The sequence below is a fragment of the Phycicoccus mangrovi genome, from assembly GCF_018729305.1.
Classification (GTDB): Bacteria; Actinomycetota; Actinomycetes; order Actinomycetales; family Dermatophilaceae; genus Phycicoccus; species Phycicoccus jejuensis.
Genome location: NZ_JAHHWP010000012.1, coordinates 224424 through 237882 on the forward strand (window position 1 = coordinate 224424; position 13459 = coordinate 237882).

12 protein-coding genes are annotated in these 13459 nt (G+C 75.0%); 1 reads left to right on the forward strand and 11 read right to left on the reverse strand.

What is annotated here, in order from left to right:
- Window positions 1-7: 7 nt before the first annotated feature.
- A complete protein-coding gene (locus KMZ30_RS11500; RefSeq protein WP_215512153.1) occupies window positions 8-892 on the reverse strand; it encodes an alpha/beta hydrolase in 885 nt (294 codons plus the stop codon).
- Between the two features lie 44 nt (window positions 893-936).
- On the reverse strand, window positions 937-1668 hold the full coding sequence (locus KMZ30_RS11505; RefSeq protein WP_215512152.1) for an HpcH/HpaI aldolase family protein: 732 nt from the start codon (window positions 1666-1668) through the stop codon (window positions 937-939).
- Window positions 1669-2250: 582 nt separating this feature from the next.
- Between KMZ30_RS11505 and KMZ30_RS11510 the strand changes: the two genes are divergently transcribed.
- On the forward strand, window positions 2251-2721 hold the full coding sequence (locus KMZ30_RS11510; RefSeq protein ID WP_215512151.1) for a hypothetical protein: 471 nt from the start codon (window positions 2251-2253) through the stop codon (window positions 2719-2721).
- A gap of 40 nt (window positions 2722-2761) precedes the next feature.
- Here the strand turns inward: KMZ30_RS11510 and KMZ30_RS11515 are convergent, their stop codons facing one another.
- The 9 genes from KMZ30_RS11515 to KMZ30_RS11555 form a co-directional block, all read right to left on the reverse strand.
- Window positions 2762-4297 (reverse strand): ATP-dependent DNA ligase, encoded by a 1536-nt coding sequence (locus tag KMZ30_RS11515; RefSeq protein ID WP_215512150.1) that lies wholly within the window; start codon window positions 4295-4297, stop codon window positions 2762-2764.
- Between the two features lie 37 nt (window positions 4298-4334).
- Window positions 4335-4769 carry a GNAT family N-acetyltransferase gene (locus KMZ30_RS11520; protein WP_308279628.1) on the reverse strand — a complete coding sequence of 145 codons (435 nt, stop codon included), beginning with the start codon at window positions 4767-4769 and terminating at the stop codon, window positions 4335-4337.
- A 63-nt stretch (window positions 4770-4832) separates the two neighbouring features.
- The gene (locus tag KMZ30_RS11525; RefSeq protein WP_215520014.1) at window positions 4833-5519 is read right to left on the reverse strand and encodes a response regulator transcription factor; all 687 of its coding nucleotides are present in this window, start codon (window positions 5517-5519) and stop codon (window positions 4833-4835) included.
- On the reverse strand, window positions 5516-8017 hold the full coding sequence (locus KMZ30_RS11530; RefSeq protein WP_215512148.1) for a sensor histidine kinase: 2502 nt from the start codon (window positions 8015-8017) through the stop codon (window positions 5516-5518). The genes KMZ30_RS11525 and KMZ30_RS11530 overlap by 4 nt, the downstream gene beginning before the upstream one ends.
- A 10-nt stretch (window positions 8018-8027) precedes the next feature.
- A complete protein-coding gene (kdpC, locus tag KMZ30_RS11535) occupies window positions 8028-8597 on the reverse strand; it encodes a potassium-transporting ATPase subunit KdpC (protein WP_215512147.1) in 570 nt (189 codons plus the stop codon).
- Window positions 8598-8607: 10 nt separating this feature from the next.
- A complete protein-coding gene (kdpB, locus tag KMZ30_RS11540; protein ID WP_215512146.1) occupies window positions 8608-10644 on the reverse strand; it encodes a potassium-transporting ATPase subunit KdpB in 2037 nt (678 codons plus the stop codon).
- Window positions 10641-12287, reverse strand: a complete 1647-nt coding sequence (kdpA, locus tag KMZ30_RS11545) for a potassium-transporting ATPase subunit KdpA (RefSeq protein ID WP_215520015.1) — start codon at window positions 12285-12287, stop codon at window positions 10641-10643. Before kdpA ends, kdpB begins: the two co-directional genes overlap by 4 nt.
- Before the next feature lie 13 nt (window positions 12288-12300).
- Entirely contained in the window at window positions 12301-12387 is an 87-nt protein-coding gene (locus KMZ30_RS11550) for a potassium-transporting ATPase subunit F (RefSeq protein ID WP_226901984.1), read from the reverse strand.
- A gap of 248 nt (window positions 12388-12635) precedes the next feature.
- Window positions 12636-13397 carry an enoyl-CoA hydratase-related protein gene (locus KMZ30_RS11555; protein WP_215512143.1) on the reverse strand — a complete coding sequence of 254 codons (762 nt, stop codon included), beginning with the start codon at window positions 13395-13397 and terminating at the stop codon, window positions 12636-12638.
- Window positions 13398-13459: the final 62 nt, after the last annotated feature.

The following is a 13459-nucleotide window of genomic DNA, read 5'->3' on the forward strand; positions in this document are numbered from 1 at the left end:
TCCCCGGTCAGGCCTCGGGTCGGGTTGCCGCGCAGGCCTCCTGGATGCGCGCCACGACCATCCGCATCGTCAGCCGGGCGCGCACCGGGTCGCCGGTGAGGAAGTAGTGGTCGGCGCCCGGCGTCACGTCGTGCAGCACGTCGACGCCGGCGGCGCGCAGCCGGGCGGCGTACCGGTCGCCGTCCGGTCGCAGGGCGTCGCGCTCGCCGGTCAGGACGACGGTCGGCGGCAGGCCCGCCAGGTCGGGCGCGAGCAGCGGTGAGGCGTAGGGCTCCCCGCGGCGTTCGACGTCCGGGAAGTAGACGCGGCGGACGAGGCGACGCAGGGCCGGGTCGACCATCCCCGGGCGGTCCTCGACCTCGGAGGCGAGGTCGAGCGCGGGGACGCCGAGGACCTGGAGGACCGGCGCGCACGACCCCGTGTCGCGCGCCATGAGGCAGACCGCGGCCGCCACCTGTCCGCCGGCGCTGAACCCGCTGACGACGAGGCGCGTTCCGTCGAGGCCGTGCTCGTGCCCCGCCGCCGCGAGGTGGGCGACGACGTCGTGCCCCTCCTCCTGGCCGACGGGGTAGCGCGCCTGCGGGCCGACGGACCAGTCGACGTTCGCCACCGCGACACCGGCGGTCGCGGCGAGGTAGCGGCACCACCAGTCGTCCATCTCCGGGTAGCGCATGACGAAGGCACCGCCGTGGAAGTGGACGACGACCGGGGGCGCCTCGACACCGGGCGGGCGGTACAGGTCGACCCGCACCGGCCCGTGGCGCGTCGGCAGGCGCAGGCGCTGCGGCGCCGGCAGGTCGCTGCCCGCGAACCGCAGCGGCTCGCCGTAACGCACGGTGAACCGCGCCGAGACCTGCATCGCGAGCGCGCGGACGTCGTCGAGGAGGGTCACGCCGCGTGGTTCGTCGCGTGCGGTCCACGCGGATGGCCGTGCGGTCAGGCCTCGCGCGGGCCCAGCTCGTCGAGGACCGCGCGCACGCCGGCCGCGACGACGCCCGCGTCGGTCGTCACCGCGAGGAACCCGATGCCGTGCGCCCGCAGCCGGCGGGCCACCGCCGGGCTGCCCGCGAAGGCGCCGACAAGGATCCCCTGCCGGTCGGCGGCCGCGACGACCCGGGCGAGGGGGCCCTCGGGGGAGACGTCGTCGAGGAGCGCGTCGACGGTCGTGCCGAGCGCGAGCGCGAGGTCGAGCGGGCCGACGAAGAGGCCGTCGACGCCGGGGGTCGCCGCGATCTGCTCGACCTCGTCGAGGGCGCCGACGGTCTCGACCATCGCCCAGCAGCGCACGACCTCGTTCGCGGTGGCGGTGTCCGGCGCGTCGACCCCCCACATCGGGGACCACGGGCCCCAGCTGCGGTCCCCGAGGGGCGGGTAGCGGGAGGCGAGGGCCGCGCGCTCGGCGTCGCCGGCGCCGGTAACCGACGGCACGACCACCCCGTGGGCCCCGGCGTCGAGAGCGGCTCCGATCCAGGCGGGGTCGACGGCGGGGACGCGGACGAGGAACGGGTGGTGGGCCGAGGTCAGCGCGCGGCCGGCGGCGTGGAGGGCGGCGCGGTCGAGGGCGCCGTGCTGCGCGTCGAGGGCAACCCAGTCGACGCCGCTGCCCGCGAGACGCAGGAGCAGATCGACGTCGGCCGTCATCGTCCAGATGCCCCGGGAGTCCTCCATCCCGGCATCGTGCCAGCCGGGTGGCTGCCCGGTGCGGCGGCGAGCCGGTCTACCGGCGGCCGGCCGGGCGCCGGGGACGAGGGGGAGGACGGCCGAGGATCCACAGGCGGGACGCCGGGAGGCGAGCCGCACGTCGGCTGAGGACGACGGCGCCAGGAGAAGGGGGTCCGCCCGTCGCTGTCGTTCGCTCCCGTCGACGACGCAACCATGACGAGCGGTCGGAAGCATGTCGCAGGAAAGCAACCGCCCGCTCGTCCCGGTTGCTCCAGCAGGTGACGCACGCGCGACCGCTCGTCCTGGTTGCTCCAGCAGGTGACGCACGTGCGACCGCTCGTCCTGGTTGCTCCAGGGGTGGAAGCGAACAACAGCGGCCGACAGAGCACTTCTCCCTCGCCCGCGCCGCCGCCCGCCGACGGTCCTCGGGACGTCCGCGACCCCGCCGCCGGCCACCCCCGACCCGTTCCACGTGACGTCCCTCCCAGCCGGCCGCCGGCCTGCCCGCCCGGTGGGACGATCGAGGAGGCGGGGGTGCGCGCCCCGGCGGCGCGGCTCTCCGACGCCGCCGCCGGTAGGAGCACCACGATGTCCGCAGCCCTCGCCCGGTCGTCCCCGCCGCGAGCCGGGACCCGTTCCCTCCCACCTCGCGCGGTCTCCGCCGCCGCCGCCGTCATCGGGCTGGCCCTCCTCTACCTCGTCGAGGTCCGGCCGGGCTGGCGCACCCTCACCCTGCTCACCCCGGCCGCCGAACAGCTCGTGCCCTGGGTCGTCGGCGCCCTGTGGACGGGGGTCGTGCTCGAGACCGTCGCCCTGGTCGTCCGGACCCGGTGGTGGCGGGCCGTCGCCGACCTCACGTCCTCCGCCGTCGGCCTCGCCGCGGCAGTCGCCGCCTGGGACCTCTTCCCGGTCGCGGTGTCCGGCCCCGGGCGCGTGCTCCTGCGGGCCGTCCTCGTGGTGGCGATCGTCGGCGGGGTGGCGGGCGTCGTCTCGTCGCTCGTGCGCATCCTCGGCGGCAGCCCACCCGACCCGGACGCTCGCCGTCGGCGCCGCCGCTGACGGCGCGGCGCCCGAGCCGACCGTCGACGCGACGGTCGGCTCAGTACCCCCCGAGGGCGCGCACCGCGGCGAGGGTATCGACCTCGTCGACCGGCTTGTCGTCGCGGTAGCGCAGGACGCGGGCGAACCGCAGCGCGACGCCGCCCGGGTAGCGGGTCGAGCGCTGCACGCCGTCGAGGGCGATCTCGACGACCTGCTCGGGGCGGACCGTCACGACGTACCCGTCGCTCGGCCCGTCGGCGAGCTCGGTGAACCGCTCGGTCTGCCAGCGCAGCATCTCGTCGGTCATCCCCTTGAACGTCTTGCCGACCATGACGAGCTCGCCGGTCCCGGCATCGCGGGCCCCGAGGTGGATGTTGGACAGCCAGCCGCGCCGGCGGCCGGAGCCCCGCTCGACGGCGAGCACCACGAGGTCGAGCGTGTGCGTCGGCTTCACCTTGACCCAGCCGCTCCCCCGACGCCCCGCGGCGTACGGCGCGGCGGCGTCCTTGACGACGACCCCCTCGTGGCCGTCGGCGACCAGCCGCCCGAAGAAGGCCGCGGTCTCGGCGGGGTCGGCCGTCACGAGCCGGGGCACGAGCAGGTGGGGGGCCAGCGTGGCGAGCACCTCGTGCCGCTCGCGGGCCGGCGCGTCGACGAGGTCGCGACCGTCGGCGTGCAGCACGTCGAAGAGAAACGTCGTCAGCGGCACCTCGGCCCGCAGCCGCTCGACGTCGGCCGAGCTCGCGGTGCGCGCCCCGGTCACCTGGAACGGCGCCGGCCGACCGTCCTCACCGAGGACGATGGCCTCGCCGTCGAGCACGAGGTCGCCGCCGGGGAGGGCCGCGACCGCCTCGACGACCTCGGGCAGCCGCTCGGTGATCTCGTCGAGGCTGCGGGTGAAGACCGTGACCTCGCCGTCGCGCCGGTGCACCTGGACGCGGATGCCGTCGAGCTTGCCGTCGACGAGCAGCTCGGCCCCGCCGAAGCCCTCGACCGCCTCGTCCGTCGTCTTGGCCGACCCGGCGAGCATCGGGCGCAGCGGCCGCCCCACGACGAGCCCGACCTCCTCGAGGGCCGGCCGGCCGCCGGTGGCGGCGATGCCGGCGACCTCGTGGGTCGAGCCGGCGAGCATGACCGCCCGGCGCACCACGGCGTCGGGCACCTCGAAGGCCCGGGCCAGGGCGGCGAGCACGACGCCGTCCAGCGCGCCCTGACGCAGGTTGCCGGTCATGAGGTCGCGCAGGAACCGCTGCTCGTCGGCGGTCGCCCGGCCGAGGAGCCCGCCCAGCTCGGCCCGGCGGGACGCCGTGGACCCGGCCCCGGCCGTGGCGGCGAGCCGGTCGAACGCGGCGTCGACCTCGGCGACGGTCAGCGTCGGGTCACCGGCCGGCTCGGGCAGCCGGGAGAGCGAGCGGTGGCCGATGCCCAGCCGGCGCTGCGGCAGCACCCCGGAGAGGAACGCGACGACGGTGCCGACCTCGGCGGCGTCGGCACGGGCGAGGAGCGTGGCGATGGCCTCGGTCTTCGCGGTGCGCGAGCGCGTGGCCGCGACCTCCTGCGACGTGGCGACGAGCTCGGCCAGCGTGACGTCCATCCGGTCATCCTGCCCGCCGCCACCGACAGGGAGGGCGTCAGCGCGCGAGGCGCATCGGCACGTGCGGGATGCCGTCCTCGACGAACTCGGCACCGTCGCGTGCGAACCCGAGCCCGGCGTACCAGTGCTCGAGGTGGCTCTGGGCATCGAGGACGACCGGGCCGCGGGTCGCCGCGAGCACGGCGAGCACCAGCTCGCGCGCCACCCCGGCCCCGCGGGCCGACGCCGCCGTCGCCACACGCCCGATGCGCAGCACCCCGCCCCCGTCGTCGAGCACCCGCAGCGTCGCGACGACCTCACCGGACCCCGACTCGGACCACCACTGCACGGCCCCGGGCTCCAGGTCGCGGCCGTCGAGGTCGGGGTAGAGGCACTCCTGCTCGAGGACGAAGACGTCCTGCCGCAGGCGCATCAGCGCGTAGAGCACCTCGGCGGGCAGGTCACGGGTCGGGGCGGAGCGGACGACGGGCACGCCGTCCACCCTAGGGACCCCACGACGCGTGGCCGGACCGCAGCCGGGACGGACGGGCCCCGCTCAGACCGCCAGGCGGTACCCGATGCCGGGCTCCGTGACGATGTACCGCGGCGCCGACGGGTCCGCCTCGAGCTTGCGGCGCAGCTGGTTGCCGTACACACGCAGGTAGTTGGACTCGCGCCCGTACCCCGGCCCCCAGACCGCCCGCAGCAGGTCGGCCTGGGTGACGACGCGGCCGCGGTGGCGCGCGAGCTCGGCGAGCAGCCGCCACTCGGTCGGGGTGAGGTGCACGGGAGCGCCGTCGCGCGTCGCCGCCAGCGTCGCGAAGTCGAGCGTGAACGCGTCCGTGACGACCGGTCCGACCGCGGCCAGCCCCTCGTCCTCACCGCCGCGCCGCAGCGCCGAGCGCACCCGGGCCATCAGCTCGTCCATCCCGAAGGGCTTGGTGACGTAGTCGTCGGCGCCCTCGTCGAGCGCCTCGACCTTGTCGTCGGACTGGTGGCGCGCCGAGAGCACGACGACGGGGACGCGGGAGCGGGCGCGAATGCGCCGCAGCACCTCGACGCCGTCGAGGTCCGGCAGCCCGAGGTCGAGCACGACGAGGTCCGGCGGGGCGTCGGCGACGGTCGTCAGCGCGTCGTGGGCCGTACCGACCTCCTCGACCTCGTAGCCGCGGGCCCGCAGGTTGATGCGCAGCGTGCGGCGCAGCGTGGGGTCGTCGTCGACGACGAGCACGCGCTGGCTCATCCGCTCTCCTCCTCGCTCGGCAGGTCGACGACCATCGTCAGGCCGCCACCGGGGGTGTCCTCGGCGGTCACCCTGCCACCCATCGCCTCGGCGAGCCCGCGGGCCACGGCGAGGCCGAGCCCGACGCCGTCCCCACCCGGTGCGTCGCCGTGCCGCTGGAAGGGCAGGAAGATGCGGTCGCGGTCGCCCTCCGGCACCCCGGGACCGGTGTCGACGACCCGGACGTGCACCCGCCCGCCGAGCGCGCTCGTCGTGACCCGCACACAGCCGGGTGCGGGCTGGTGGCGCAGGGCGTTCTCGACGACGTTGCCGAGCACCCGGTCGAGCAGCCCGGCGTCGCTGTGCACGACGCGCGCCGCGGGGTCGAGATGCCACTGCACCCGCTCCGGCTCGGCGACGGCGGCGACGACCCCGGGCACGACCTCGCCGAGGTCGACGGCCCGCGGGTGGGCGACGAGCGCGCCGGCCTGCAGGCGCGACATGTCGAGGAGGTTGCCGATGAGGGCGTCGAGCCGGTCGGCCGAGTCCTCGATGGCGGCCTCGAGCTCGGCCTCGTCCTCGGGGCTGAAGGTCACCTCGCTCGAGCGCAGGCTGCCGATGGCCGCCTTGATGCCCGCGAGCGGGGTGCGCAGGTCGTGCGAGACGGCCGAGAGCAGCGCCGTCCGGGCCGAGTTGTCGCGGGCCAGGGCCGCGGCCTCGCCGGCCGACGCCTGGAGCGAGCGCCGCTGGAGGATGGCCCCCGCGTGCGCCGCGAAGGCCGCCAGCAGCCGCTGGCGTCCGGCGGGGACGGCGGCGCCGACGAGGACGAGGTCGTGCGCGTCGTCGGCCTCGGCGCGGGGCAGCCCCTCCCGGCGCAGGTCGTCGGGCGTGAGCGAGGCGTCGGTGGCCGCCACGACCTCGGAGCCCGACCGGCCACGGTGGACGACGGCCGCGGCCTCGGCCCCGAACATCTCGACCGCCCGGGTCAGCAGCAGCGCGAGCTGGTCGGTCGAGCCGAGCAGGGTGTGGCTGAGCTCGGCCAGCGCGGACGCCTCGGCCTGCGCGCGCAGGGCGCGGTCGGCCCGCCGGGCGCTGCGGTGGACGACCCAGGCGACGGCCGCCGACACGAGGACGAAGACGAGCAGCGCGACGGCGTTCTGCGGCTGCGAGATGGTCAGGCCCCCGGTCGGCGGCGTGAAGAACCAGTTGAGGAAGAGCGACGACGTCAGGGCCCCCACGAGCGCCGGTCCCATGCCGCCCAGGAGCGCCGTCAGGACGCTGAGCAGGAGGAAGAGCGGGACGGTGAGTGGCAGGTCGGGGTCCTCCGGCAGCCCGACGAGCGCCTCGGTGAGGACGAAGGGGCCGACCACGGCGAGGGCGTACCCCAGCCGCACGCGACGCTTCGGCAGCGCCGCCCGCGAGACGCGGCGCCCCTTGCCGTGTGCGAAGCGGTGCGTGACGACGTGCACGTCGATGTCGCCGGAGCGGGTGATGACCTCCTCGGTCGTGCTGGGGGACAGCAGGGTCCGCCAGCGTGCGCGCCGCGAGGAGCCGATGACGACCTGGCTCGCGTTGACCCCGCGGGCGAAGTCGAGCACGGCCTCGGGCAGGTCGTCGCCGGTCACCGTGTGGAAGGAGCCACCGAGCTCGTCCGTCAGGCGCCGCTGCGTCACGAGGTCGGGCAGCGTCGGCCCGGCGAGGCCGTCCGAACGCGCGACGTGGACGGCCAGCAGCTCACCACCCGCGCCACGGGCCGCGATGCGCGCCGCCCGGCGCAGGAGCACCTCGCCCTCCGGTCCGCCGGACACGGCGACGACCACCCGCTCGCGCGTCGGCCACGTCGCGTCGATGCCGTGGTCGGCGCGGTAGCGGCCGATGCCCTCGTCGACGCGGTCGGCGAGCCAGAGCAGGGCGAGCTCGCGCAGCGCCGAGAGGTTGCCGACCCGGAAGTAGTTGGCCAGCGCGGCATCGACCTTCTCGGGGGCGTAGACGTTGCCGTGCGCCATCCGGCGGCGCAGCGCCTCGGGCGACATGTCGACGAGCTCGATCTGGTCCGCGGCCCGCACGACGGCGTCCGGCACGGTCTCGCGCTGGACGACGCCGGTGATCGCCGTGACGGCGTCGTTCAGCGACTCCAGGTGCTGGACGTTGACCGTCGAGACGACGTCGATGCCGGCCTCGAGCAGCTCCTCGATGTCCTGCCAGCGCTTCTCGTTCCGCGATCCGGGCGCGTTGGTGTGCGCGAGCTCGTCGACGAGGGCGACCTGCGGCCGACGCGCCAGCAGGCGGTCGAGGTCCATCTCGTCGAGGGTCGCCCCGCGGTGGCCGACCCGCGCGCGGGGAACCAGCTCGAGGCCTTCGAGCAGCGCCCGGGTGTGCGCCCGCTCGTGGGTCTCGACGAGGCCGACGACGACGTCGGTGCCGCGGTCGAGCCGCCGGTGCCCCTCGTCGAGCATGGCGACGGTCTTGCCGACGCCCGGGGCCGCCCCGAGGTAGATGCGCAGCCGACCGCGTGCCATGACGCCATTCTCACCCGCGGCCGAGGGCGGCGAGCGCGACGTTGAGCTCGAGGACGTTGACGCGCTCCTGCCCGAGGACCCCGCCGAGCGGTGCGGGGCGCACGTGGTCGGCGACCAGGCGCAGCACCTGGGACACGTCCAGGCCGCGGGCGGCCGCCACGCGCGGCGCCTGCCAGCGGGCGTAGGCCGGTGAGACGTCGGGGTCGAGGCCGCTGGCGGACGCGGTCAGGGCGTCGGCGGGGATGTCCTGCGGCGCAGCGGGGTTGGCGGCGCGCAGGGCCTGCTCGCGCTCGGCGACCGCGGTCGCGAGGTCGGGGTTCGACGGGCCGAGGTTGGAGCCACCGCTCGTCTCGCCGGAGGCGTCGGAGGCCGAGGGACGGCCCTGGAACCACTCGGCGCCGCTCGGCGGCTGGCCGAGGAGGGCCGAGCCGACCTCGCGGCCGCCGACCTCCACCGGCTGGCCGGCCGCGCGGTCGGGGACGAGGAGCCCCACAGTGAGGATCGCGGCCGGGTAGAGGACGCCGCAGAGGACGGTGAGGACGAGCAGCGCCTTGAGCGCCGCGGACAGCTGACGGGTCATGGTGGTCACCTCAGAGACCGGGGACGAGCGAGACGACGAGGTCGATGAGCTTGATGCCGACGAACGGCACGACCACCCCACCGAGCCCGAACACGAGCAGGTTGCGGCGCAGCATCGCGTGCGCCGACAGGGCGCGGTAACGGACGCCCTTGAGCGCCAGTGGGATCAGCGCGACGATGACGAGCGCGTTGAAGATGACGGCGCTGAGCATTGCCGACTCCGGGCTGGAGAGGCCCATGACGTTGAGCGCCTGGAGGCCGGGGAAGATGCCGACGAACATCGCGGGGATGATCGCGAAGTACTTCGCGACGTCGTTGGCGATCGAGAACGTCGTCAGGGCGCCGCGGGTGATGAGCAGCTGCTTACCGATGGCGACGACGTCGATGAGCTTCGTCGGGTCGGAGTCGAGGTCGACCATGTTGCCGGCCTCCTTCGCGGCCGACGTGCCGGTGTTCATCGCGACGCCGACGTCGGCCTGCGCGAGCGCCGGCGCGTCGTTGGTGCCGTCACCGGTCATCGCGACGAGGCGTCCGCCGGCCTGCTCCTTCTTGATGAGCGCCATCTTGTCCTCGGGCGTCGCCTCGGCGAGGTAGTCGTCGACGCCGGCCTCCTCGGCGATCGCCTTGGCGGTCAGCGGGTTGTCGCCGGTGATCATCACCGTGCGGATGCCCATCGCCCGCAGCTGCTCGAAGCGCTCGCGCATCCCGGGCTTGACGACGTCCTTGAGGTGGACGACGCCGACGACGGTGGGCGCCCCGCCCGGCGCGGCCTCGGCGACGACGAGCGGCGTGCCGCCGGACCCGCTGATGGCGTCGACGTGCATCTCGAGGTCGCCGCCGACCGTGCCACCGTTCTCGCGGACCCAGGCGGTGACGGCGCTCCCGGCGCCCTTGCGGACCCGCGTGCCGTCGGGCAGGTCGACGCCCGACATCCGCGTCGTCGCGCTGAACTCGACGACCTCGGCGCCGGCCCGGCGCAGGGCCACGACGTCGCCGAGCGCGTCGGCGTCGACGCCGTCCTCGACGGTGTACTCGACGATCGACCGGCCCTCGGGCGTCTCGTCGGCGAGCGAGGAGAGGTACGCCGTGCGGGCGAGGTCGGCCCGCGAGGCGCCGCCGACGGGCACGAGCTCGCTGGCGCGCCGGTTGCCGAAGGTGATGGTGCCGGTCTTGTCGAGCAGCAGGGTGCTGACGTCGCCGGCCGCCTCGACGGCGCGGCCGGACATCGCGAGGACGTTGCGCTGCACGAGCCGGTCCATCCCGGCGATGCCGATGGCCGACAGCAGCGCGCCGATGGTCGTCGGGATGAGGCAGACGAGCAGCGCGACGAGGACGACGAGCGAGAGCCGCTGCCCCGAGTAGACGGCCATCGGCTGGATGGCCGCGACGGCGAGGACGAAGATGATCGTCAGCGTCGTCAGGAGGATCGAGAGCGCGATCTCGTTCGGCGTCTTCTGCCGCGAGGCGCCCTCGACGAGCGCGATCATCCGGTCGATGAAGGTCTCACCGGGCTTGCTCGTGATGCGGACGACGACGCGGTCCGAGAGGACCGTCGTGCCGCCGGTCACCGCGCAGCGGTCGCCGCCGGACTCGCGGATGACGGGGGCGGACTCGCCGGTGATCGCCGACTCGTCGACGGTCGCGACGCCCTCGACGACGTCGCCGTCGCCGGGGATGACCTGGCCCGCCTCGACGACGACGCGGTCGCCGAGCAGGAGCGCCGTGCCGGGGACCTCCTCGACGGTGCCGTCCTCGCGCAACCGCCGGGCGACGGTCTCGGTCCGGGTGCGGCGCAGGGTGTCGGCCTGCGCCTTGCCCCGGCCCTCGGCGACGGCCTCGGCGAGGTTGGCGAACAGCACGGTCGCCCACAGCCACACCGTGACCGCGATCGAGAAGACCGACGGGTCGAGGACGGAGAGCACCGTCGTGAGGACGGACCCGACCCAGACCACCATGATGACGGGGGTGCGCCAGAGGTGGCGCGGGTCGAGCTTGGCGAACGCCGCGGGCAGGTTCTGCCAGGCGGTGCGCGCGAGGGACGTGGTCATGACAGGGCCTCCGCGATGGGTCCCAGGGCGAGGGACGGGAAGAACGTCAGGCCGGCGACGACGATGACCGTGCCGACGACGAGCGTGGTGAACAGGGGGGTGTGCGTCGGCATGGTCCCGGCGGTGACCGGCCGGCGGCCCTGGGCCGCGAGGGACCCGGCGAGGCGCAGCACGAGGACGATCGGCACGAAGCGTCCGGCGAACATGCAGAACGCGAGGAGCAGGTTGAGGTAGGGCTGGTCGGCCGAGAGCCCCGCGAACGCCGAGCCGTTGTTGTTGGACGCGGACGCGACCGCGTACATCAGCTCCGAGAGGCCGTGCGGCCCGTCGTTGGCGCGGGCGTCGAGCGCCGTCGGGAGGACGACCGACAGGCCGGTGCCGAGCAGGACGAGGGCGGGCATCGTCAGGGTGACCAGCGCGGCGCTCGTGATCTCGGTGCGCCCCACCGTCTTCCCGAGCAGCTCGGGGGTGCGTCCGACCATGAGGCCGGCGATGAAGACGGCAAGCACGACGACGACGAGGTAGGAGTACAGGCCGGTGCCGACGCCGCCGGGCGAGAGCTCGCCGAGCAGCATGTTGACCAGCGGCACACCGCCGCCGAGCGCGCTGTAGCTGTCGTGCATCGAGTTGACCGCGCCCGTCGAGGTCCCGGTGGTCACGGACGCGAAGAGGCTGGACCAGACGACCCCGAACCGCTGCTCCTTGCCCTCCATCGAGCCGAGCGGGCCGGCCGCGGCGTGCGCCTCGGCCCACGTGGCGAGCACGATGCTGCCGACGAGCAGGGTGCCCATGACGCCGACCGCGACGGCGCCTTGGCGGCGGTCGCCGACCATGAGGCCGTAGGTGTAGGGCAGCGCGAACGGGATGAGGAGGATGAGGACGATCTCGAGGAGGTTGGTCCACGGGCCGGGGTTCTCGAAGGGGTGCGCCGAGTTGGCGTTGAAGAACCCGCCGCCGTTGGTGCCGAGCTCCTTGATGGCCTCCTGCGACGCCACCGGACCGCCCTGGATCGTCTGCTGGACGCCGGTCAGCGTCTCGATGCTGTGCGGCGAGGCGAGGTTCTGGATGACCCCGCCGAGCAGCAGGAGAACGGCGGCGACGGCGGCGATCGGCAGGAGGATGCGCACGGTCGCGCGGGTCAGGTCGACCCAGAAGTTGCCGAGCCGGTCGGAGTGCCGGCGGGCCAGACCGCGCAGGAGGGCGACGGCCACGGCGATGCCGGTGGCGGCCGAGACGAAGATCTGCACGGTGAGCCCGAGCATCTGCACGGCGTGGCCGGCGCCGGACTCGCCGGAGTAGGACTGCCAGTTGGTGTTCGTCGTGAACGAGACGGCCGTGTTGAGCGCGGTGTCCCAGTGCATCGAGCGGCCGAGGCTCCACGGCAGCAGGCCCTGGCCGAGGATCAGGAGGAAGAGCAGCGCGACCGAGGCGACGGCGAAGGCCAGCACCGAGCCGGCGTAGCCCTGCCAGCGCTGCTCGGTGCGGGGGTCGACCCCGACGAGCCGGTAGACGACGCGCTCGACGCGCCAGTCGCGCTCGTCGGTGAAGACGCGGTGGATCCAGGCACCGAGGGGGACGTGGGTCGCGGCGAGGATCGCGGCGACGAGGAGGACGGCGGTGGCCGTCTGGAGGGCGATGGACATGGTGCGGCGCCCCTCAGTACCGGTCGGGGCGCACGAGCGCGTCGAGGAGGTAGCCGAGGAGGAGCAGGCCGATGGCGCCTGCGAGGAGGTCTTCCCACATGCGGCCCACCACACCAGCGGGCCACCGCCGCATCCCGCGCGGTGACGCGGCGCTGACGGCCTCTTGACGCCATCCTGACGCCCTCACCCGTGCAGCATTCGACGAAAGTGTCGATCGATGCACACCCCGCTCCGCCCCGACCGTGCAGCATTCGACGAATGTGACGATTGCTGCACGCCCGGCCCCGCCGCGAGCGTGCAGCAATCGACGAAAGCGTCAGTTCGTGCACGCCCGACGGGGCGCGGAGGTCAGCGGGCGCGGAACTCCGGGCGGCGCTTGCCGACGAACGCCGCCGCGCCCTCGCGGTGGTCGGCGGTGGTCGCGAGCGCCCGCTGGCCGGCGTCCTCACGGGCCAGCGCCCCCTCGAGGTCGAGCGTGGCGGCGTTGACGGCGGCCTTGGTCTCGCCGAGCGCGAGCGTCGCCCCCGCGGCGAAGGCGGCGAGCAGCTCGTCGGCCCGCGCGACGAACCCGTCGGCCGGCACGGACTCGGCGACGAGGCCCCACTCCGCGGCGGTGCGGCCGGGCAGCGCCTCGCCGGTCAGCGCGAGCCGCATCGCCCGTGCCCGGCCCACGGCGGCGGCGACGAGGGCGGTCGAGCCACCGTCCGGCATGAGCCCGATCCGGCTGAACGCGAGGACGAACGGCGCCTCGTCGGCGGCCAGCACGTAGTCGCAGGCGAGCGCCATCGGCACCCCGATGCCGGCCGCCACCCCGTGAACCAGCGCCACGACCGGCGTCCGCGACCCGACGATCGCCCGGACGAGGTCGGCGCCGGCGTCGAGCACGCCCATCTGCGCCCCCTCGGCGGTCAGGGGTGCGCCGGAGCAGAACCCGCGCCCCTCCCCGGTCAGCGACACGACTCGCACGTCGGGGTCGGCGTCGAAGCGACGCACGGCCTCGGTCACGGCGGCGCACATCTCGGGGTCGACGGCGTTGAGCCGCTCCGGGGCGTCGAGGGTGATCCGTCCGATGGCCCCGTCCGCCTCCACGCGGACCCGTGCGCTGCTCATCCCGCCATCCAACCGCACCCTGCACGCCCGCGCAGCGGCGGCGGGTGGTGGACTTGTGCCCC